The following is a 21555-nucleotide window of genomic DNA, read 5'->3' on the forward strand; positions in this document are numbered from 1 at the left end:
GCGCCGAGGCTGGCTCAGGCCGGTGACGGGTTCGGCTGAATCGCACTGCGCGCGGTGACCTTCACCGTCAACCGGCCGTCTTGGCGGGCGTGCTCGAAATCGTCGGCGGCACGGGTCAGCGCGTCACTCGAATGGGCGTTCGTACCGCTCACGCCCACCGCCCGGTCACGCCCCATGGCCTTGGCCGCGTACAGGCCCATGTCCACCAAATTGACCGCCTGCTCCCACGGCAGCGTCAAGGCATGTGGGGGCAGCGGGAAGGCCGCATAGGCCATCGACATCGTCACCGCAATCTCGCGGCCGTCCTTCAACTTGAAGGGCCGGTTGCCGATTTCGCCCAACACGCGAAGCGCCAGCGCTTCGACCGCCTCGCCGCTGCGCGAGGGCGTGTGAACCAGGAACTCTTCCCCGCCCCAGCGACAGGCGACATCGCCGGCCCGCACGCAGGACGACAGCCGCTGCGCCACCTCCACCAACACGGCGTCACCCACCGCGTGGCCATGCTCATCGTTGATGCGCTTGAAGTGGTCCACGTCCAGCAGGATCAATCCGCCGCGGAACCCCTGCCGGTCGTCTTCCTGACGGGCGGCAAGGGCTTCGCGGAAGTGGCGCCGGTTGGCCAGACCGGTGAGCGGATCGCGCTCGCTTTGCACCTTCAGCAGCGCCTCGCTGCGACGCAATTGCATGTTGGCCTGGCGCGTGCGGCGCATCTGCACCACCAGCACGCCACCCGCGATGACCAGCATCACCGAGGCCAGCATCCACACGCGCTGCATCAGGCTCTGGTTCTCCAGCCTGGCCGTCTTCAGGCTGTTCTCGCGCTCGGCGAGTTCCAGATCGCGCTGGCCCGCTTCGGTGCGAAACCGTTCCTTCAACTGGCCCAACACCGCGTCGCGGGTGTCCTTGTCAATCTGCTCGTGCAACTTCATGGCCCGGTGGAAGTTGTCGAGCGCCGCCTTCACATCCCCCACCGACGCGAGCACGTCGGCCGATTCATTCAATGCGGCCTCGATGCGCGCCCTGGCCTTGGCCTGCTCCCACAGCTGCAGGGCCGATTCGAGATCTGCCTTGCCTTGTGCCAGCTGACCCAGGCGCAGCCGCGCCAGGCCGCCGTTGTGCAGCATCAATGGCAGGCTTCGTCGATCATTGAACCGGCGCATCACCGGCAGCGCCCGCTCCACCACGGCCAGCGCCTCGCGCGGCTGCCCGCCCTGAAGGTACTCATCGCTCAGCAGCGCCAGCACCAGGGCCTCCAGCCGCTCAGAGCCGATCGCGCGCGACAGGCGCACCGCCTCCAGCAGCGCCGGCTTCGAGCCCGCGCGATCGTTGCGAACCGATGCCAGCACCGCGTTGTTCAACAACACCCGCACCTGGGAACGGCCGGATGTGTCCTTCTTCGCGTGCCGCTCGGCCTGGGCCATCTCGCGCCGCGAGCGTTCGCCCTCGTTCAATCGGTAGCTCAAGACCGCTTGCGACGACAGGCCCCAGGCCAGCAGTTCGTCATCACCGGCCGACGAAGCCAGCTCGTTGGCGCGCTGCTGCAGGCGCGTGGCCTCCAGTCGGTTGCCCTGCCGGTCGGCCCGTAAAGCGAGCATGCGGATGACCTGCCACCAGCCGCGGTGGTCGCAGGCACCGCTGCGCTGGGCCTTGCCAACGCAGGCTCGTGCATAGTCGGCGTCGGCCTCCAGTGCATGCCCGGTGGCAGAGTCGGTACGCCACAGCTGATCGTCCAGCAGCGCGCGCACCATGGCCGCATCGGCCGCTGCAACCGAGTCACGATCGGCCATTTGGGACAGCCGGCCGGCGGCCTCCTGCGCAATCGCTTCGCGACCCGCGCGCGCCGCCACCACGCCGCGGGTGCGCTCGACCACACGCATCCAGGCGAGCGATGGCGCCGCCGACAGGCCCTTTTGCAGTTCATCGAGGCGCTGAAGCACGAGATCGGGCTGGTCGAAGCCCTCAGCCACCCAGCGGCCAGCCAGGTCGTTCAACTCGCTGAGCGCCATCGCACCGTCCAGCCGCTCGAGGCCCCGCCAGGCTTCCAGCGCATTCGGCGATGCGGCGCTCACGGAGGGTGCCACGACGCCGCTCGCCGGGGTCGCGGCGGGCTTGGCCTGCGGCCACGCCGGACAGGCCCACAAGGCGGCGGCCAGCGCCACGACAATCAGGCGGCTCATACGCGCCCCTCCACCGCCGGGCCTTCGAGCATCGACAGCTGCACGCGCCCGGTGCGCCATGACTGCTCCAGGTCCTGGATCACCGCGTCCACCTCGGCCTGGGTGGTCGCTGGCAGCATGCCCACGCCGCACGCACGGTTGCGTCCCAACGTCTTGGCCACATACATGGCGTTGTCGGCGATGTCCACCGCCAGGTCCCAGGGCAAGTCCAAACGATTGGGCATCAGCGGGAACTCGGCGAAACCGATCGACGTGGTCACCGGGATGCGCTTGTCGCCCACCACCACCGGCACGCTGGCCACCGCGTTGAGCAGACGCTGCGCCAGGGGTTCGACGCGTTCGTGCGCCATCGCCGAGACCAGCACGAGAAACTCCTCGCCGCCCCAACGAACGATCAGGTCTTCCTCGCGCAGCACGGCGCGCAGGCGTCGGGCCGTCTCCACGAGCACGGCATCGCCAGCGGCGTGGCCATGGTGGTCGTTGATGCTCTTGAAGTGGTCCAGGTCCAGCAGATAAAGCGTGCCCTTGGCGGCCCCCCGACCGCCGGCCGGATCGGTGATTTCATGGAACTGCCGCCGATTGGCCAAGCCGGTCAGCGGGTCTTGCAGGCTGTGGCGCCGCAACTGGGCATTGCGCAGGCGCAGCGCCTGCTGGGTGGCTCGCAAACCCCCGTACATCCGCGCTGCCAGCGCCAGCAGCGACAGCACGATGCCGGCGGTCAGCGCCCAGATCTTGTATTCGAGCTCGCGCCCACGCAGTTGTTCTTCTTTCAGCGCGTTGTCTTCGTTCAGCAGGGCCAGCTCGCGCTTGCGCTGCTGGGCGTCGAAGCTCTCCTGCAGCTCGAGCACCGCTTCCTGCTGATCGCGCTGGGCCAATTCATCCGAGAGACCCCGCAATTGCTGGTACGCCGCATAGGCTTCGGCCAGGTAGCCCGCACGCTCCAGGTAGGTGGCAACATCGCGGGTCGACTCGGCGAGGCTGGCGATGTCGTTGGCGGCGCGGTCGTACTCCAGCAACGGGCGGATCAGCGCCATGCCCTCGTCCTTGCGCTTCATCGCGATCAGCGCCAGGCCGCTGTTCATGTGGGCCAGGTTCTCCGTCGTCACATCGTGCAGGTCGCGCAGCAGGGGGATTGCACGCTGCGCGATCTCGTAGGCACGTGGGTACTCGCCGGCGTGCAGGTAGTAGTCCGACAGGTTGGCCAGGCCGAGCGCCTCTTCTCGCGGCGCCCCCGCCTTGCGGGCGTATTCGATCGCGCCATTCAGCGCGGCCAGCTCCTCGGCCGGCCGGCCCGAGTCGGTCAGCAGGATGCTCTCGGTCGTCATCGCCTCGAACATCGACATCCAGTCGTGCGACTCGGCGGCGATCTTCTTGGCTTCGTCGTTGATGCGCCCGGCGTGTTCGAGTTGAGCGCCCCGGTACAGGGTGTAGGCCAGGCTCGAACGGTAGGCACTGCGGCGCCAGGCCGCACCCGACTCATCGGCCAGCCGGATCGCCTCCTGCGACAGCCGCACCGCTTCGTCGATGCGGCCGATGCGCTGCTTGACCGCAGCCGCGGTCGACAGGCAGCGCATGTGCACCCGCACCGACGGAATCGCCCTCAGCGTGTGCTCGATTTCAGACCACTGCGCATCGGCGCGCGTCAGCGATCCGCCGTTGCTCAAGGCGATGTCGATGCGGATGCACGTCGCAGCGGCCTGCACCTGCTCGGTCGGCAGCTTGCTGTAAGCCGGCGAGCCGGCCTGGGTCATGCGCTCGATGACGGCTTCGGCCGCACTGGGCTGATGCAGGGTGGCGCGCAAGAGACCGAGCAGGTTCTCCGCATCCAGGCGGGCCACACCTTCGATCGGCCCGGCAGACAGCAGCCGTTCCAGCTCATCGGCCACGGCGTCGGGCTTCGATCGACTTTCATGCTCCAGCCGCTCGACCGCGTCGGCTGCAGGCGGCGTCGCCCACGCCCCGCAGCCCCAGACCGCCACCAGCCACAGCCCCCATGCGGCTCGTCGCCGCAGCGGGGGGAGGCTGGTGCGGTTGAAGCGCATCGATCACTCCGTCGGCGTCAACTTGGCCACCGACAGTGCCAGCCACTTGGTGCCATGCCGGCCGAAGTGGACCTGCGCCCGCGCATCGGCGCCCGTGCCTTCGAGCGTGACAACCACGCCCTCGCCAAACTTGTTGTGGAACACGCCCTGCCCCACCCGCAATCCATGGCCAGCCTGCTTGGCAGCGGCCTCGACCATGCGGGCCGGCACCGGAGGGGCGGCGGGGGGTTGCCAGGCGCTTTGCCGCCCGGCGCCCACCATCGAGCCCAGGCCACTGCCGCGCTGCCAGGCCGCTTGGTAGTCGCGTGCATAGCCTGAGCCGAAGCCCTGGTTGCGCGGGGTCAGCCATTTCAATGCGCCGTCGGGCAGCTCATCGAAGAAGCGGCTCTTGACGTTGTAGCGCGTCTGGCCATGCAGCATGCGCGTCTGGCTGAAACTCAGGTAGAGGCGTTGACGCGCCCGGGTGATGGCCACGTACATCAAGCGGCGCTCCTCCTCCAGCCCATCGGCATCGGACAAGGAATTCTCGTGAGGGAACAAGCCCTCTTCGAGCCCCGTGATGAAAACCGCGTCGAATTCAAGGCCCTTGGCGGAGTGGACGGTCATCAGCTGCACGGCATCCTGGCCGGCCTGGGCTTGATTGTCACCAGCCTCCAACGCGGCGTGTGTCAGAAATGCCGCCAAGGGGCTGATGATTTCGCCGGTTTCCGCGTCGGGCGTCACATCCACATCCGCCACCGCCGCCGGCAGGCCTGCCGAAAGAGTCCCCGGCCCTTGCTCATCGACCGGCAGCGCCACCGCGTCCTTGCCGAAGCCCTCCTGGGTGACGAAGGCCTCGGCCGCGTTGACGAGTTCTTCCAAGTTCTCGATGCGGTCCGCACCTTCCTTTTCGGTGCGGTAGAAGTCGATCAGCCCGCTGGCCTGCAGCATCTGCTCAATGATCTCGCGCAGCGTCAGCCCATGGGTGGTGGCTCGCAGCTTGTCGATCAGCGCATGGAAGGCCGCGAGGTTGGCGCCGCCTTTGCCGCTGATGGCGCTGGCCGATTGCCACAGACTTCGGCCGCTCGTCCGGGCCACATCCTGCAGTTGCTCCAGCGTGCGCGCACCGATGCCGCGGGTAGGGAAATTGACCACCCGCAGATAGCTGGTGTCATCGTTGGGGTTCTCGATCAGCCTCAGGTAGGCCAGCGCATGCTTCACCTCGGCACGCTCGAAGAAGCGCAGGCCGCCATAGACGCGGTAAGGCACGCCGGCGTTGAAAAGCGCCGACTCGATCACTCGTGACTGCGCATTGCTGCGGTACAGCACCGAGATCTCCCGGCGCGGCATGCCGCTGCGGTGCAGTTGCTGGGCCTCCTCCAGCAGCCACTGGGCCTCGTTGTAGTCGCTGGCCGACTCCTGCACCCTCACCGGCTCGCCCGGCCCGGCTTCGGTGCGCAGGTTCTTGCCCAGGCGATGGGTGTTGTGGCTGATCAGGTGGTTCGCGCTGTCCAGGATGTTGCCGAAGCTGCGGTAGTTGCGCTCCAGCTTGATCAGGTGCTTCACACGGAATTCGCGCTCGAAGTCGGCCATGTTGCTGACCTGGGCACCGCGGAAGGCATAGATGCTCTGGTCATCGTCGCCCACGGCAAACACCGCGCCACCGTCTTCACGGGGCGGGCCTGCGAACATCTTCAGCCAGGCGTACTGCAGGCGGTTGGTGTCCTGGAACTCGTCGACGAGGATGTGCCGGAAGCGCCGCTGGTAGTGGTCCCGCAGTGCCGCATGGTCGCGCATCAGCTCGAATGTGCGCAGCATCAGCTCGGCGAAATCGACCACGCCCTCGCGTTGGCACTGGTCTTCATAGGCCTGGTAGACCTCGACCAGCTTCTGGGTCTGGCCATCGCGGATCTCGACATCCTTGGGTCGCAGCCCCTCTTCCTTGCTTCCGGCGATGAACCAGGTGACCTGCTTCGGCACGAAGCGCTCTTCGTCGAGATTCATGGCCTTGATCACCCGCTTGACGGCGGAGAGCTGGTCGCCCGAATCCAGGATCTGGAAGCTTTGCGGCAGCGCGGCCATCTTCCAATGCGCCCGCAGAAAGCGATTGCACAGGCCGTGGAAGGTGCCGATCCACATGCCGCGCACGTTCACCGGCAGCATGGCGCCCAGGCGGGTCAGCATCTCCTTGGCGGCCTTGTTGGTGAAGGTCACCGCCATCACGCCACCCGGCGACACCTGGCCCGTCTGCATCAACCAGGCGATGCGGGTGGTCAGCACCCGTGTCTTGCCGGAGCCGGCCCCCGCCAGGATCAGGGCCGGCTCGGCCGGCAGCGTCACCGCGGCCAATTGTTCGGGGTTCAGGGCGCGCAGCAGGCTTTCGCCACCGGCGGGGTGGCGGACGGCGCCGTCCGCGCCGGCTTCAAATTCGGTCATTGGCCCATTTTAGGGAGGCGTCCTGCCCCGGGCCGTCCTGCACCCCTCATCATCCCGACACCCGTGAAGGGCACGCTTCGTGCCTCGGGCCCGCAGCCCCCATCAGCACAAGGTTGGAATGAACTGGTCTTTCTGGCGCCCGAGCAGCCGCGCCACGGCGCCACTGTCACTCGCGCTGCAAGGTGGCGGTGCGCACGGCGCCTTCACCTGGGGCGTGCTCGACGCGCTGCTGACGCAGGAAGACTTCCGTCTCCACGCGCTCAGCGGCGCCAGCGCTGGGGCGATGAATGCGGTGGTGCTCGCCCACGGCCTGCTGCAAGGGGGCTGGCGCGGCGGCCCGGACGCGCCCCCACCGTCCGCCTGCCGTGCGGCGCGCGCCGCCCTGCGCAGCTTCTGGCACGCCCTGGGCACCCGCCTCCCTTTCGGCTGGGCGACGACTGGCGAGGGCGAGTCCACCAGCCTGGCGCCGGCGGTCCGCGCCGCGCTGCGGTGGTCGCAATGGCTGTCGCCCTACCAGTTCAACCCGATGGGGCTGGACCCGCTGCGCCAGATCGTCGAAGACCAGATCGACTTCGCTGCTCTGCGCCGCGCCAGCCCCGTGGAGCTGTTCGTGGCGACCACCCACGCCGCCACCGGCAGACTGCGGCTGTTTCGAGAACACGAGATCACCGCGGACGCGCTGCTGGCCTCGGCCTGCCTGCCGAACTTGCACCACAGCGTGCTGATCGACGGCCAGGCTTACTGGGACGGCGGGTTCTCCGCCAATCCACCGGTCTGGCCGCTGGTGAACTCAGCCCACGCCAGCGATTTGATGCTGGTGTTGCTGTCACCACCGACGGGGCATGCCGACCCACCACGCACCGCGCACGACATTCGGCACCAGGCCCAGGAGCTGGCCTTTCATGCACCGCTGATGCGTGAGCTGGAGTGGCTGGCCGACTGGCGCGACGCCCCGTCGGGCTGGCCCGCGAGCGCCCGTGAGCGGCGGCTGCGGCACCTGCGATTGCACCTGGTGGACGGACGCGCGCACCTGGCCACGCTGGCCGGCGAGACGCGACTCATTGCCCACCTGCCCTTCCTCGAGCACCTGCGCGCGCTGGGCGAAGCCGCGGGCCGCCGCTGGTGGGGCGAACACGGCCGCCTTGTCGGCCGCAGCTCCACGGTTGACCTTGCCGCCGTCTGGGAGGGGGTGGCCGCGTAGAATGCGCCACCGGGCCCAAATTCTGCGCCCGGCATGTCTGAGCTCCACACCGCCCTCGCTTGGCGGCCTCGTGGAGCGACACCGGGCCCAGGTCAAGCGCTCGCAGCCCACGGCGGCGCACTGCGACCAACGCGCCGCCATGACACGCAATGCGAAGCCATGGAAATCTTTGACTACGACAACATCCTGCTGCTGCCACGCAAGTGCCGGGTGGACAGCCGTTCCGAGTGCGACCCCAGTGTCGACTTCGGCGGTCGGCGATTCAAGCTGCCAGCCGTGCCGGCCAACATGAAGACGGTGCTCGATGAGTCGATCGCCGAATGGCTGGCCTCCAACGGCTACTTCTACGTGATGCACCGCTTCGACCTGGACACGGTCGAGTTCGCGCGGCGCATGCGGCGGCAGAACCTGCTGGTCTCGATCAGCGCCGGGGTCAAAGAGGCGGATCGCCAAGCCATCGACCAACTGGCCGCCGAAGGGCTGGGCGCCGACTACATCACCATCGACATCGCGCATGGTCACGCCGACAGCGTGCGCCGGATGATCGAGCACATCAAACAGAAGCTGCCGCAGGCCTTCGTGATCGCGGGCAATGTGGGCACACCCGAAGGCGTGATCGATCTGGAGAACTGGGGCGCCGATGCCACCAAGGTCGGCATCGGCCCAGGCAAGGTCTGCATCACGCGCCTGAAGACCGGCTTCGGCACCGGCGGCTGGCAGCTCTCGGCGCTGAAGTGGTGTGCCCGCGTGGCCACCAAGCCCATCATCGCCGACGGCGGCATCCGGCACCACGGCGACATCGCCAAGAGCGTGCGCTTCGGGGCCGCGATGGTGATGATCGGCTCGCTGTTCGCCGGCCACGAAGAATCTCCCGGCCAGACGGTGGAGGTCGATGGCAAGCTCTACAAAGAGTACTTCGGCTCCGCCAGCGACTTCAACAAGGGCGAGTACAAGCACGTGGAAGGCAAGCGCATCCTTGAGCCCATCAAGGGCCGGCTGGCTGACACGCTGCGTGAGATGCAAGAAGACCTGCAGAGCTCGATCTCCTATGCCGGTGGCCGTGTGCTGGCCGACCTCAAGAAGGTCAACTACGTCGTACTGGGCGGCGAAAACGCTGGCGAACACCTGTTCATGTGAGGGTGCGCAGGGGGCTTCGACCGCCGGCCTCCTGCCCTATCATCGCGGCCACGTCACTCACCTTGAAGGACGAGGGACGGGCCAGGGGGGGTCGTGGACGATACGGACAATCGCGCCAAGCACAATCCATTTGCACCGCCGGCGACGCCGGTGGAAGACGCCGCGGTCGAGGCCGGCGACCCGGCGGGCCGCGGCGCCCGGCTGATCGCCACGCTGCTGGACGCGCTGGCGCTCGGTGCCCTCACGTTGGCCGTGGGCTTGTTCGGTTCGGTCACCGCGCTGCGCTTCGCGGCCGCGTCGGCCATGGCCTATGTCGTGGGCTTCGGCGTCCCTTTCCTGCTTTTCATCGTGCTGCAGGCTTGGCTGCTGAAGCGTCGCGGCCAGACGCTGGGCAAAGCCGCCATGCAGATCCGCATCGTGCGCACCGATGGCTCGCGGGCCTCGCTGACGCGCCTGCTGGCCCTGCGCACCATTCCGATGTGGCTGGTCATGCTGGTACCCGTGGTCGGCCCGCTGGCCGCCTTGCTCGATAACCTGATGATCTTCCGTCCCTCGGGCCGATGCCTGCACGACGACGTGGCCGACACCATGGTGGTGTGTGCCTGACCCCCGCCTGTCCCGATCGCCGCTGGACACGCTGCGGCGCGTGGAAACACCCGAGGGCGTGGCCCTGGCGTTGCGGCCTGCGGGCGCGGTGGCACGCGGCATCGCCTTCCTGATCGACTTCCTGATCCGGCTGCTGCTCATCGGCACGCTGGGGGCCGTGCTGTCGACCGTGAAGGGCATCGGCGACGCCTTCTGGTTGATTGGCTTCTTCGTCCTCGAATGGTTCTACCCGGTGCTGTTCGAGTTGTCGCCCGCCGGAGCCACGCCGGGCAAGATGGCCGTGGGCCTGCGTGTCGTGATGGACGACGGACTGCCTGTGACCGCCAGCGCCTCGATGCTGCGCAATCTGCTGCGGGCCGCCGATTTCCTGCCCATGGCCTACGGCGCAGGCCTGTTGAGCATGCTCTGCCGCCGCGACTTCAAGCGCCTGGGCGATCTGGCCGCCTCGACCTTGGTGGTTTACGACCAGCGTCACCATCGGCCGTCCCCTTGGCCGGATGCCCCGGTCTGCGCCCCCGCCGCCGGCCGGGCGCTCAGCTTCGACCAGCAGCGGGCGCTGATGCATCTGGCCAGCAGGGTGGCCCGGCTCACGCCACAGCGCGCGGATGAACTGGCGGCACTGGCCGAGCCCCTGCTCCAGCCGGGCACGCTGGGGCCCGACCAGCCGCTGCCCGAATCCGCCGCCCTGCGCATGGTCGGCGTGGCGCGGTGGCTGCGCGGCGACCAATCGGCAGCACTTTCAGGCGCGGCGGCGCCACAGCCGGAGCCCCCCCACACCGAGGCGGAGGGCGCCCGATGAACGACAACGTGTACGTTCCGTGGGCGATCGGTGAGCTGCAGGCCGGCCCGATCGCGCTCGTGCTGCTGGCCACGGGCCTCAGTCTCGCTGCCGGCGCGGCCTTTGACGTGGAACCCGAGGGGCTGCGATGAACCCCGCGCAATTCGAAGCCGCCTATGGCGCCCAGTGGGACGAACTCGAAGCCCTGCTCGACGCCACGCGGGCCGGGCCACCGGGCCGCTGGTTCGATCGGCGTGCGCCGCGCAGTGCGCCGCCGGATGCAGAGCGCCTGGTGCGGCTCTACCGCGCCGTGTGCGAACACCTGGCCCTGGCTCAGTCGCGCGCGTATCCGCTGCACCTGGCCGATCGACTGGAATCGCTCGCCCAGCGTGCCCACCAGCTCATCTACCGGCAGCACGAGCTGGGCTGGCAGCGCCTGGTGCGCTATCTGCGCACCGAGGTGCCCGCGGCGCTGCGCGCCCAGCGCCGCTATGTGTGGATGGCTGCACTGCTCTTCTACGGCCCGGCCCTGCTGGTGGGGCTGCTCACCTGGTGGGACCCGGGTCAGGTGCTGATCCTGATGGACGCCGAAACGGCGTCCGAGTTTGAGCGCATGTACGACCGGTCGACCGATGCCATCGGCCGTGGGCGGGGCGCCGCCACCGATTGGTACATGTTCGGCTTCTACATCCGCCACAACATCGGCATCGGCTTCCAGTGCTTTGCAGGCGGCCTGTTCGCGGGCGTCGGCAGCGTGTTCTTCCTGGTGTTCAACGCCTTGCAGATCGGGGGCGTGGCCGGGTTTCTCACCGCCAGAGGGCACGGGCCGGTGTTCTGGTCGTTCGTTGCCAGCCATTCGCCGTTCGAGTTGAGCGCGATCGTGTTCTCTGGCGCGGCCGGCCTGATGTTGGGCCATGCATGGCTGTCGCCCGGGCGCTGGCGACGCGGCCAGGCGCTGGCGCAGGCCGCCCGGCGAGCCGTGCCACTCGTCAGCGCGGCCACGCTGCTGTTCCTGGTGGCCGCCGCACTCGAGGCCTTCTGGTCGTCGGCGGCAGGGGTGGCACCGGCGGCGAAGTACGCCACCTCCGCGGTGGGATGGTGCCTGGTGTGGGCCTACACGCGCTGGAGGGCCGGCTCATGAGCCGGCGCGCCGATGTGGGCTGACCGACTCGCCCTGGGCCTGCGCCCCCGGCTGATGCTCGAATCGGTCGACCTGGGTGCGCGCATGGTGCAGCAGCACGCCGCCACGCTGGCGCGTGCCTACCTGCCGGCGGCTGCCCTGCTGGCCATGGTGGCCGCTTCGACCTGGTGGTGGGACCCCCTCGCGCCGATGCTGGTCTTTTTCCTCTTCAAACCCTGGCTGGACCGCGCCGCGCTGCTGGTGTTCGCGCGCACGGCGTTCGGCCAACCCGTGGCCGCCCGCGATGTCTGGCACGCCGATGGGCTGCTCACCTGGCGCGGCATTGCGCGTGCCGTCACACTCGTGCGCCTGTCGCCCTGGCGGGCGTACACCCAGCCGGTCGACCAGCTCGAAGGGCTGCGCGGTGCGGCGGCCCGTCAGCGCCGCCGGCTGCTGCTGCGCGGCAAGCGGGGCGTGGCTTACCTGCAGCAGGCGATGTTCTGGTTGATCGAGATGCTGCTGGCAACGGCGATCACCTCGCTGCTGTACTGGCTCACCCCCTTCGATGCGAGCACCTCGAACCGCTGGTGGAGCTTCCTGCTCGACAACGAGCTGCTGGCCCACCTCTTTGCGGCCAGCCAGTTGATCGCCGCGGTGTTTCTCGAACCCTTCTTTGTGGCGGCCGGTTTCTCGATGTACCTGAACCGGCGTGTCGAGCTGGAGGCGTGGGATGTAGAACAGGAGCTGCGACGTGCGTTTGCGCTCTGAGAGGCGGCGAGTTTCTCGGCCACGCCTGGTCGCCTGCCTCATCGGCATGGCGCTGACGCTGACCGTTGGCTCCGCTGCGGCCGGCGCGACCCCGGCTGCGGCCAGTGAGCGTGCCTCCGCACCTGCGATGACGGCATCCGCGGTGACCGGGGCCGTCGATTCCTTGCGGGCCGAGGGCCATTTCGGCCAGAAGCACACCGAGCGCTACCTGCGCTTCAAGCGCGCCGAGCCCCCAGCCCAGCCCCAGCGCCCGGACGACTCGTGGGCCTGGTGGCGCCAATTCGGCGACTGGCTGAACCGCGCCGGCCGGGTGGGCATCTGGACGCTCTGCGCCGTGGCCGCCGCGGTGTTTGTGGTGATGTTCCTGCGCGCGCGGCACAGAGCGTCGAGTGACGCCCGGCTCGACATCGAGACCGGGGCGCCGCAGCGCGTGCGGCAGTACGACATCCGGCCCGAATCACTGCCCGACGACATCGGCGCTGCGGCCTTGGCCTTGTGGCAAGGCGGCGATGCGCGGGGCGCCTTGGTCTTGCTCTACCGCGGAGCGCTGTCGCGCCTGGTTCACCGCCATGGCCTGCCGATCCGCGGCAGCAGCACCGAGGGAGATTGCCTCGTGCTGGCGCGGCGCCATCTGCCGGCCGCGCCAGCAGAATTCTTCGCACAGGTGACCCATGCGAGGTTGCTGGCCAGCTATGGCGGGCAGCGGCCCGAAGACCACGAGGTGCGGGCCCTGTGCCAGCATTTCGAGACGCGCCTGGCCGGCCCGCCCGGCATGACACCCGAGGCCGGCGCATGAAGATCGACACGCGCCTCGTCCTGTGGTGGCTGGGCGGCCTGGCCCTGGCCGGCCTGACGGCGGTCTGGCTCGTCTCCGCCACGGAGTGGGCCACGCGAGAGGTTCGAGATCCACCGCAAGGCGAGGCCGCGGAAGACCCGCATTTCCTCACCAAGCGCCTGGCTGCCAAGCTGGGTGCGACGGTCGAAGTGCGCCAACAGCTGGATGCCATGCCCCCGGAAACGGCCACGTTGCTGATCGAGGATGTGAACTGGCGCTTTCTGCCCGAACGTGAGGCCGCGCTTCGACGCTGGGTCGAGCAAGGCGGCCATCTCGTGGTCTACCGGATGGTGGGCGACGATGAGTCTCTGGCGCGGTGGATACCGGTGAAATTCGGCGACGCCCGGTCGCGCGCCGCCGAACGGGCCACCGCCGCCAGCGCAGCGGCATCGGCCGCGAACGAGCCAGCGTCGGCCCCCAGCGCGGGCGCGTCGGCCGCCAGCGCCAGCGAGATGGCCGCCAGCGCCAGCGCAATGGCCGCCAGCGAAGCTGCATCGGCAGCGCCCGCGATCGGTGAATGCCCGGCGCCCCAGGACGCCGACGAGTCGTTCGACGACGCGGGCGAAGACGGTGACGACGACGAAGGCGGTGACGATGACGGTGACGAGGCGGCCACCGGCGCCGAACCTGCCGCGTCCGCCCCCTTGGCCGCGGCGCCAGCGAGCGAAGCCGCTTCAAGCCCCAAGCCGCGCGTGCGAGAAAAGTGCCCGCCGGTTCGCGAACCCTCGGACCAGCCCGGCTGGTTTGGCGAGGCCAGACCGTACCAGGTGTGTTTCCGCGGCCATGGAACGCTCCGGGCCGATTTGGCGCCGCTCTGGTCGGTCAGCGACGCTCGTGGCCTGCGCGTGGCGCGCGTCGCCGTGGGAAGAGGCACCGTCACCCTGTCGACCCAATGGTCGATGCCGCAGCGGGCGATGCTGGAAGACGCCGATCAGGCGCTGCTGTTCGCCGCCATCACGCAGTTGCATCCCAACCAGACCATCTGGATCGTCGACAGCGGGCACCACCCCGGCTTGTTTGCCACCCTGTGGCGCTTCATGCCGGCCGCCTGCGTGCTGGCGCTGGTTGCCCTCGCGCTGCTGCTGTGGCGCTGGAGCGTGCGTTTCGCCCCGCTGCGCGAGGCCGAGACCCCGGCCAGGCGCTCGGTGGTCGAGCAGGTGCGCGGCACCGCGGCCTATTGGTGGCGCCACGGCCCCGAGGCCATTCACCGGGCGCAGCGCCGCGCGCTCGACGAGGCGGCGCGAACACACCTGCCGCGCTGGCCGCAGTTGCCCGACGAGCAACGCATCGCGCTGCTGGCGGCCTACACCGACGTGTCGGCGGACGAGTTGGCCCGAGCCTGGGCCGATCCCGTCGGGCGGGATGCGGCCGCCCTCACCCGCGCACTGGCGCTGATGGAGTCGACCCGCCGGCGATTGCTGGAACTCGGCCGCAGCCCCGCCCACGTCGCCACCCAGACACAGCCATCGGCCAGCAATGGCCGCGGCGGCCCGCCGGCCGCCCCGAACCCTGAGCCTCCGGCCATTCAGCGAGAACCGACATGAGCCTCACACCAGAACAACTGCAGCACACCCGGGACACCATCGACGCGCTTCGACGCGAAATCAGCAAGGCAGTGGTCGGACAGGCCGATGTGGTCGATACGGCGCTGGTCGCCCTGCTGGCCAGCGGCCACATCCTGCTGGAAGGCGTGCCCGGCCTGGGCAAGACGCTGCTGGCGCGGGCGCTCGGCCAGTCTCTGTCGCTCGACTTCGCCCGGGTTCAGTTCACGCCCGACCTGATGCCCTCGGACATCACCGGCCATGCGGTGCTGGACACCCAGGGCCTCGGTGGTGAGCTGAGGCTGCGCCGAGGCCCGGTGTTCACCCACCTGCTGCTGGCCGACGAAATCAACCGGGCTCCGGCGAAGACCCAAAGCGCGCTGCTCGAGGTGATGCAGGAGACCCAGGTCACGATCGAGGGCCAGACCCTGCCGCTGCCCCGCCCTTTCATGGTGCTCGCCACGCAGAACCCGATCGACACCGAAGGCACCTACCCGCTGCCCGAGGCCCAGCGCGACCGATTCCTTTTGAAGGTGGACATCGACTACCCCGCGGCCGAGCAGGAAGTGGATGTGGTGATGCGGGCCACGCTGGAGCAGGCGGGCGATGCACTGCCGCTCGGCGCCGTCCAGCCCCTGCTCAGCCGCGACGCGTTGCTGGAGCTTCAATCGCGGGCCACGCAGGTACGCGTCGAGCGCGACGTGGCCGACTACGCGGTGCGCATCGCCCGCGCCACCCGCGAAGCCCCCGGCCTGAGCCAGGGGGCCGGGCCGCGCGGCGCGATCGCGCTGATCCGGGTGGCCCGTGCGGCTGCGCTGTTCGACGGCCGCGACTTCACCATCCCCGACGATGTCAAACGGTTCGCGCTGCCGGCCCTGCGTCACCGCGTGATGCTGGCGCCGGATGCGCAGCTCGACGGACGCCGCGTCGACGACATCCTGCAAGACCTCGTCGAGCGCACCGACGCGCCGCGCAGCTGAGGGTGCGGTCCGAGTGAAACCGCCAGCCATTCCGCAGCGACGGGCCAGCCCGGTACCCACCGGGCGCCTGAGCCTCATGGCCTTGGGCCTGGGCTTGCTGTCCCTTCCTGCGTGGCTGCTCGGCATGGCACCCGAGCAGGTCGCACGGGCCTGGGCGGGCCTCACGGCAGTGGCCGCTGGTTTGGCCGCTTACGACCTGGTGCGATCGATGCTGGCCCTGCGGCGACACCCCATCCGCCTGCGCCGCCGCCTGCCGCAGGTGCTGTCGGTCGGCGTGGCGCATCGGGTGGAACTGCAAATCGACAACCCGGGCCCGCGATCGTGGACGGGGCTGCTGTTTGACGGCCTGGATCCGAGCTTCGACAGCGCACAGTTGCCGCTGCCGATCCAACTACCGGCCAGCGGGGGCGCGCAGGCCCACTACGAGCTGCTGCCGCGCGCTCGAGGCGCCACGATCCTGTCGCCCGCCCGCCTGCGCCTGCGCAGCCCATGGCGCCTGTGGGAGCTGCAATGCCAGGTGGGCGACCTGCAGGCTCTGCGTGTGTTCCCGAACTTCGCGGCCGTCGCCGGTTATGCGTGGCTGGCCGGGCAGCATCGCTTGTCGGAGATCGGCATCAAGACCAGTGCCAGCCGCGGCGCGGGCACCGACTTTCATTCCATGGCCGACTACCGTGACGGCGATCCGGTGCGGCATATCGATTGGCGCGCCAGCCAGCGACGAGGCCACCCCGTGGTACGGCGGTACCAGGACGAACGCGACCAGCGCGTGATCTGCCTGCTCGACTGCGGGCGCCGCATGCGGGCCGACGAAGGTGACGCCGGGGCCCAAGGAAACCACTCAGGCGCGCAGTCAGGCGCGCACCCAGGTTCGCACTTCGACCATGCGCTCAATGCCCTGATCCTGCTGGCCTACGTGGCCCTCAAGGGCGGCGACGAAGTCGGCGTTCGCACCTTTGGGCACCCGCCCGGCCAAGGGCGCCAGTTGGCGCCGCGCAAGGGGCAGGCGACGCTCGATGGTCTGTTGAGCGCACTGCACGACCTGCAACCCGGCATCGAACACTCGGATTACCTGGATGCGGCGCGCGAATTGATGCGCCAGGAGAAGCGCCGGTCGCTGGTCATCATCGCCACCAATTGCCGCGATGACGACCTGCCCGAATTGTTGCCGGCCCTGCGTCTGCTGCGCACCCGTCACCTCGTGCTGCTGGCCAGCCTGCGCGAACGCGCGCTCGACGCGATGATCGACATGCCGTTGACCAGCGGCATGCGCGCTGCCGAGGTGGCAGCGGCACACAGTTTCCGCCAGGCACGTCAAGACGCCATGCGCCGCCTGGCCTCGCAGCACGCGTTGCTGGTGGACGTGGAACCCCAGCACCTGGCCGCGGCCTTGGTCGAGCGCTACCAGGCCATCAAGGCCTCACACCAGCTGTAGCGACCGCCGCAGCCCCCAGGGCCTCAGTCGCGGGTCTCACGCGCGGGCCTCAGGCACAGGCCTCAGACACAGCAGACCAAAGCGCTCTTGACCCGGGGGCGGCCGGCAGTGAGCACGGCCGCCTGCGGAGCTCAGCGGCCGATCATGCCGCGGCGCTCGCCGGCCTCCACCCACTTGGGCCGCTCGGACGGCTTGCGCAGGCCGAGGATCTTGGTCTTCTGGGATGCCGACAGCGTGGGGCAGCCAAAGCCATCGGCATGGTCTTCGGCAGCGATGATGAGCGGATCGGCTTCCGAGCCTTGCGGCTGGCTGAAATCCTCTGCCACCGGGCAGGTCGCGTCGAAGCCGTCGAAGTACCGGCCTTCGTTGCGCGAGTTGACCGACTCGAAGTTGACGGCGTTGACCACCGAGCCGCAGCCATCGGCCTGCGGCAGGAAACCCACCGGCTTGCCGCAGGTGGTGTCGCCGATCGTCACCACGTTCACGTAAGGCCGCAGACCGTTGATGACCTGCTCGCTGGCCGAGCAGGTGCGCGGGCCCGTCAGCACGTAGACACGAGACAGCCCCGTGGCGTTGGCGTAGTTCTGGAAGCGGAAGCTCTCGTTGTTGCCCGAGCGCTTGTCGTTGTACAGCAGGCTCGCAAACACCTTGCCATTGGTGGCGGCACCGTTCGGGAACGAGGCGATCTTGTCTGCCACCGAGATCAGGCCGCCGCCGTTGTAGCGCAGGTCCAGAATCACGTCCTGCACACCAGCCGCCTTGAACTGGCCGAAGACCGCGTCGAAGGGCGCCAGGGCCTGGTCGATCATGTCCTTGACCTGCACGTAGCCCATCTTGCGGCCATCCGGCGTGGTGATCACGCGGCTGTACGGCACCGGGTCGAGGTCATAGATGGTGGCCGTGAGGCGCACCGTGCTGTCGCCATCGTCGTTGCGGATGCCCAGCGTGACGACATCGCCGGTGTTCACCGGCGACAGATCGGCGTAGTTGTTGTCCGAGATGATCTGCGAGGCCGGCTTGCCGTTCACCGTGAGAATGCGGTCACCCCGCTGCAACCCGGCCAACGCCGCGGGGGAACCGGGCTCGACATAACGGATGTACAGCGGCCAATCAGGGTGGCCCTGCACCTCGATGCCCGCCACCATCACCCCGTAGCCGAGCGTCCGTCCGTCACCGAAGGTGCGGTCGTAGGCCTCTTGCGAGACCATGTAGCTCCAATCGTCGGCGCGCGGGAAATCGGGCAAGCCGCCCTGGTACAGCAACGCGTTGAAGTAGCTGTCCACCGACAGGTAGCCCGCCGGATCGGGGCTGGGGCTGACCTTGTACCAGAAGTACCAGTCGTCCATGTACTCGCGCAGCCAGATCTTCTCGTCGGCTGCCGAGCAGGTCAGCGGGCCGCCATCGGTGCCGCCACCGCCGCATGCCGCCACCAACGCCGCTGCCGCGACGGCCGCAGCGCGACCGGGCCAGCGGCCCCACCAGTTCTTTTTTGCTTGGGTCAGGAAGCTCATTCAGGTCTCCTCAAGGGGGTCGGGGCGCCCACAGGGGCGACCTACAATCGGCCCAACTCTTCTGGCGCCGCTCAGGTTGACAAGCTTTACGTGTCAAGCTGTTGCAGGCAAACGCCGTTCCTCGCCCATGACCGAACTCGCCAAATCCTTCGAGCCCGCCGCCATCGAGGCCCGCTGGGCCCCCTTGTGGGAAAACAGCGGCGTCTACGCGCCCACGCTGGACACCAGCAAACCCTCGTTCTGTATCCAGCTGCCGCCCCCTAACGTAACCGGCACGCTGCACATGGGGCACGCGTTCAACCAGACCATCATGGACTCGTTGACGCGCTACCACCGCATGCGGGGCTTCAACACGCTGTGGGTGCCTGGCACCGACCACGCCGGCATCGCCACGCAGATCGTCGTCGAGCGACAGTTGCAGGAGCAAGGCGTCAGCCGCCACGACCTGGGCCGCGAGAACTTCGTGGCGAAGGTGTGGGAATGGAAGGCGCAAAGCGGCGCCACCATCACCCGCCAGATGCGCCGCATGGGCGATTCGGTGAGCTGGCAGCACGAGTACTTCACGATGGACGACAAGCTGTCGACCACCGTGACCGAGACGTTCGTCCGCCTCTATGAAGAGGGCCTCATCTACCGCGGCAAGCGCCTGGTGAGCTGGGATCCGGGCCTGATGTCCGCCGTGTCCGACCTCGAAGTCGAAAGCGAAGAGGAAGACGGCCACCTCTGGTTCATCCGCTACCCGGTGGAGGGCAGCGATGAATCACTGGTGGTGGCCACGACGCGCCCCGAGACGATGCTGGGCGACACCGCGGTGATGGTGCACCCTGAAGACGAGCGTTATGTGCACCTCATCGGCAAGCAGGTTCGCCTGCCCATCACCGGCCGGCTGGTGCCGGTGATCGCCGACACCTATGTCGACAAGGAGTTCGGCACCGGCGTGGTCAAGGTCACCCCGGCGCATGACCCGAACGACTACCAGGTGGGCCTGCGGCATGGCCTGCCGATGCTGACCATCTTCACGCTCGAAGCGAAGGTCAACGACGAGGCGCCCGAGGCCTATCGCGGCCTGGACCGCTATGTGGCGCGCAAGAAGATCGTCGCCGAGCTGGAAGAGCAAGGCCTGCTGGTCGAAACCAGGAAGCACCGGCTCACCGTGCCGCGCTGCGCCCGATCGGGCCAGGTCATCGAGCCGATGCTGACCGACCAGTGGTACGTCGCGATGACCAAGCCCGGAAAAGACGGCACCAGCATCGCGCAGAAGGCGATCGAGGCTGTCGACTCGGGCCAGGTGAAGTTCGTGCCGGAGAACTGGGTCAACACCTACAACCAGTGGATGAAAAATATCCAGGACTGGTGCATCTCGCGCCAGCTCTGGTGGGGCCACCAGATCCCGGCGTGGTATGGCGACAAGGGCGAGGTGTTCGTCGCGCGCACAGAAGCCGAGGCCCGTACCAAGGCCGACGCCGCCGGCTACACCGGCGCGCTGACCCGCGACCCGGACGTGCTGGACACCTGGTACTCGTCCGCCCTGGTGCCTTTCTCGACGCTGGGCTGGCCCGAGAAGACGGTTGAACAGGACTTGTTCCTGCCCTCCTCGGTGCTGGTCACCGGGCACGACATCATCTTCTTCTGGGTCGCCCGGATGATCATGATGACCAAGCACTTCACCGGCCAGGTGCCCTTCCGCCACGTCTACATCCACGGCCTGGTGCTCGATGCGCACGGCAACAAGATGAGCAAGTCCGAAGGCAACGTGCTCGATCCGGTCGACCTGATCGACGGCATCGATCTGCCGGCGTTGCTGGACAAGCGCGTCGTCGGGCTGCGCAAGCCTGAGACGGCGCCAAAGGTGCGCAAGTCCACCGAGAAGGAGTTCCCGAACGGCATCCCGGGCTACGGCGCCGACGCGCTGCGCTTCACCTTCGCCGCGATGGCGACCTTGGGCCGCACGATCAACTTCGACTCCAAGCGCTGCGAGGGCTACCGCAACTTCTGCAACAAGCTCTGGAACGCCACCAAGTTCGTGCTGATGAACTGCGAGGGCGCCGATTGCGGCCTGAAGGAGCACACCAAGGCTGAGTGCGAGCCTGGCGGCGCCTTCCATGGCTACATGAAGTTCTCGCAGGCCGATCGCTGGATCGCCAGCGAGCTGCAGCGTGTCGAGATGGCCGTCGCGCAGGCCTTTGCAGACTACCGGCTGGACAACGTTGCCAACGCGATCTACTCGTTCGTCTGGGACGAGTATTGCGACTGGTACCTCGAAATCGCCAAGGTCCAGATCCAGACGGGCGGCGAAGCCGAGCAGCGCGCCACCCGCCGGACCCTGGTGCGCGTGCTGGAGACGGTGCTGCGCCTGCTGCATCCGGTGGCCCCGTTCATCACCGCCGAGCTGTGGGACACGGTGGCGGTGGTGGCCGGCCGCCGCACCGACGGAGATGGCACCACCATCGCCACGGCGGGCTACCCGGTGGCACAGCCCGACAAGATCGACCCGGCCTCAGACGCTTGGGCCGCCCAGCTCAAGGCCATGGTCGGCGCCTGCCGGGGCTTGCGCGGCGAAATGGGGCTGTCGCCGAGCGACCGTGTGCCGCTGGTGGTGATCGGCGAAACCGAGTTCTTCACGGCCGCGGCACCGGTGCTGAAAGCGTTGGCCAAGGTCAGCGAGGTGCAGGTGATGACCGACGAAGCCGCCTTCGCCGCCGCCACCGCGATGGCCCCGGTGGCCGTGCAGGGGGCAGCTCGCCTGGCGCTCAAAGTGGAAATCGACGTGGCCGCCGAACGCGAGCGGCTCGGCAAGGAGATCAAACGCATCGAAGGCGAGATCAGCAAGGCCGAAGGCAAGCTGGGCAATGAGAGCTTCGTGGCCCGCGCGCCTGAGGCAGTGGTGGCGCAGGAGCGCCAGCGCCTGGCGGAATTCCGACGCACTCTCGACTCGTTGCGTGATCAACTGAGCCGCCTGCCCGCTGCCTGAGCCACCGCTACCGGCACAATGTTTGCCCACCGGCACGGATG

At 68.4% G+C, this 21555-nt stretch carries 16 protein-coding genes; 12 read left to right on the forward strand and 4 right to left on the reverse strand.

Annotated features, from left to right (window positions below):
* Positions 1-14 precede the first annotated feature (14 nt).
* The 3 genes from AACH06_RS11215 to AACH06_RS11225 are packed head-to-tail and all read right to left on the reverse strand — an operon-like array spanning position 15 to position 6634.
* On the reverse strand, positions 15-2177 hold the full coding sequence (locus tag AACH06_RS11215) for a tetratricopeptide repeat-containing diguanylate cyclase (RefSeq protein WP_341425766.1): 2163 nt from the start codon (positions 2175-2177) through the stop codon (positions 15-17).
* Positions 2174-4219 (reverse strand): tetratricopeptide repeat-containing diguanylate cyclase, encoded by a 2046-nt coding sequence (locus AACH06_RS11220; protein ID WP_341425767.1) that lies wholly within the window; start codon positions 4217-4219, stop codon positions 2174-2176. Before AACH06_RS11220 ends, AACH06_RS11215 begins: the two co-directional genes overlap by 4 nt.
* 3 nt (positions 4220-4222) lie before the next feature.
* On the reverse strand, positions 4223-6634 hold the full coding sequence (locus AACH06_RS11225; protein ID WP_341425768.1) for a UvrD-helicase domain-containing protein: 2412 nt from the start codon (positions 6632-6634) through the stop codon (positions 4223-4225).
* 118 nt (positions 6635-6752) lie between these two features.
* Between AACH06_RS11225 and AACH06_RS11230 the strand changes: the two genes are divergently transcribed.
* The 11 genes from AACH06_RS11230 (at position 6753) to AACH06_RS11280 (ending at position 17032) form a co-directional block, all read left to right on the forward strand.
* Positions 6753-7835 carry a patatin-like phospholipase family protein gene (locus AACH06_RS11230; RefSeq protein ID WP_341425769.1) on the forward strand — a complete coding sequence of 361 codons (1083 nt, stop codon included), beginning with the start codon at positions 6753-6755 and terminating at the stop codon, positions 7833-7835.
* 159 nt (positions 7836-7994) lie between these two features.
* Positions 7995-8972, forward strand: coding sequence for a GMP reductase (locus AACH06_RS11235; RefSeq protein ID WP_341425770.1), 978 nt, complete (start codon positions 7995-7997; stop codon positions 8970-8972).
* A 93-nt stretch (positions 8973-9065) separates the two neighbouring features.
* Entirely contained in the window at positions 9066-9578 is a 513-nt protein-coding gene (locus tag AACH06_RS11240; protein WP_341425771.1) for an RDD family protein, read from the forward strand.
* Entirely contained in the window at positions 9571-10377 is an 807-nt protein-coding gene (locus tag AACH06_RS11245) for an RDD family protein (RefSeq protein ID WP_341425772.1), read from the forward strand. The genes AACH06_RS11240 and AACH06_RS11245 overlap by 8 nt, the downstream gene beginning before the upstream one ends.
* Positions 10374-10508 (forward strand): hypothetical protein, encoded by a 135-nt coding sequence (locus AACH06_RS11250; RefSeq protein ID WP_341425773.1) that lies wholly within the window; start codon positions 10374-10376, stop codon positions 10506-10508. The genes AACH06_RS11245 and AACH06_RS11250 overlap by 4 nt, the downstream gene beginning before the upstream one ends.
* Entirely contained in the window at positions 10505-11497 is a 993-nt protein-coding gene (locus AACH06_RS11255) for a stage II sporulation protein M (protein WP_341425774.1), read from the forward strand. The genes AACH06_RS11250 and AACH06_RS11255 overlap by 4 nt, the downstream gene beginning before the upstream one ends.
* Positions 11498-11509: 12 nt before the next feature.
* Complete coding sequence (locus AACH06_RS11260; protein ID WP_341425775.1) at positions 11510-12244, forward strand: hypothetical protein; 735 nt, start codon at positions 11510-11512, stop codon at positions 12242-12244.
* A 127-nt stretch (positions 12245-12371) separates the two neighbouring features.
* Positions 12372-13040 carry a DUF4129 domain-containing protein gene (locus AACH06_RS11265; protein ID WP_341425776.1) on the forward strand — a complete coding sequence of 223 codons (669 nt, stop codon included), beginning with the start codon at positions 12372-12374 and terminating at the stop codon, positions 13038-13040.
* Complete coding sequence (locus AACH06_RS11270; protein ID WP_341425777.1) at positions 13037-14623, forward strand: DUF4350 domain-containing protein; 1587 nt, start codon at positions 13037-13039, stop codon at positions 14621-14623. The genes AACH06_RS11265 and AACH06_RS11270 overlap by 4 nt, the downstream gene beginning before the upstream one ends.
* Positions 14620-15600 carry an AAA family ATPase gene (locus AACH06_RS11275; protein WP_341425778.1) on the forward strand — a complete coding sequence of 327 codons (981 nt, stop codon included), beginning with the start codon at positions 14620-14622 and terminating at the stop codon, positions 15598-15600. Before AACH06_RS11270 ends, AACH06_RS11275 begins: the two co-directional genes overlap by 4 nt.
* Positions 15601-15613: 13 nt before the next feature.
* Positions 15614-17032 (forward strand): DUF58 domain-containing protein, encoded by a 1419-nt coding sequence (locus AACH06_RS11280; protein WP_341425779.1) that lies wholly within the window; start codon positions 15614-15616, stop codon positions 17030-17032.
* 131 nt (positions 17033-17163) lie between these two features.
* Here the strand turns inward: AACH06_RS11280 and AACH06_RS11285 are convergent, their stop codons facing one another.
* Complete coding sequence (locus AACH06_RS11285) at positions 17164-18543, reverse strand: S41 family peptidase (RefSeq protein ID WP_341425780.1); 1380 nt, start codon at positions 18541-18543, stop codon at positions 17164-17166.
* A 127-nt stretch (positions 18544-18670) separates the two neighbouring features.
* Here AACH06_RS11285 and AACH06_RS11290 point away from each other — a divergent pair, with 127 nt between their 5' ends.
* Positions 18671-21514: a valine--tRNA ligase gene (locus AACH06_RS11290; RefSeq protein WP_341425781.1), complete on the forward strand. Its 2844-nt coding sequence runs from the start codon at positions 18671-18673 to the stop codon at positions 21512-21514.
* Positions 21515-21555 lie beyond the last annotated feature (41 nt).

This window comes from Ideonella lacteola (assembly GCF_038066555.1).
In the GTDB taxonomy this organism is placed as follows: Bacteria; Pseudomonadota; Gammaproteobacteria; order Burkholderiales; family Burkholderiaceae_C; genus Ideonella; species Ideonella lacteola.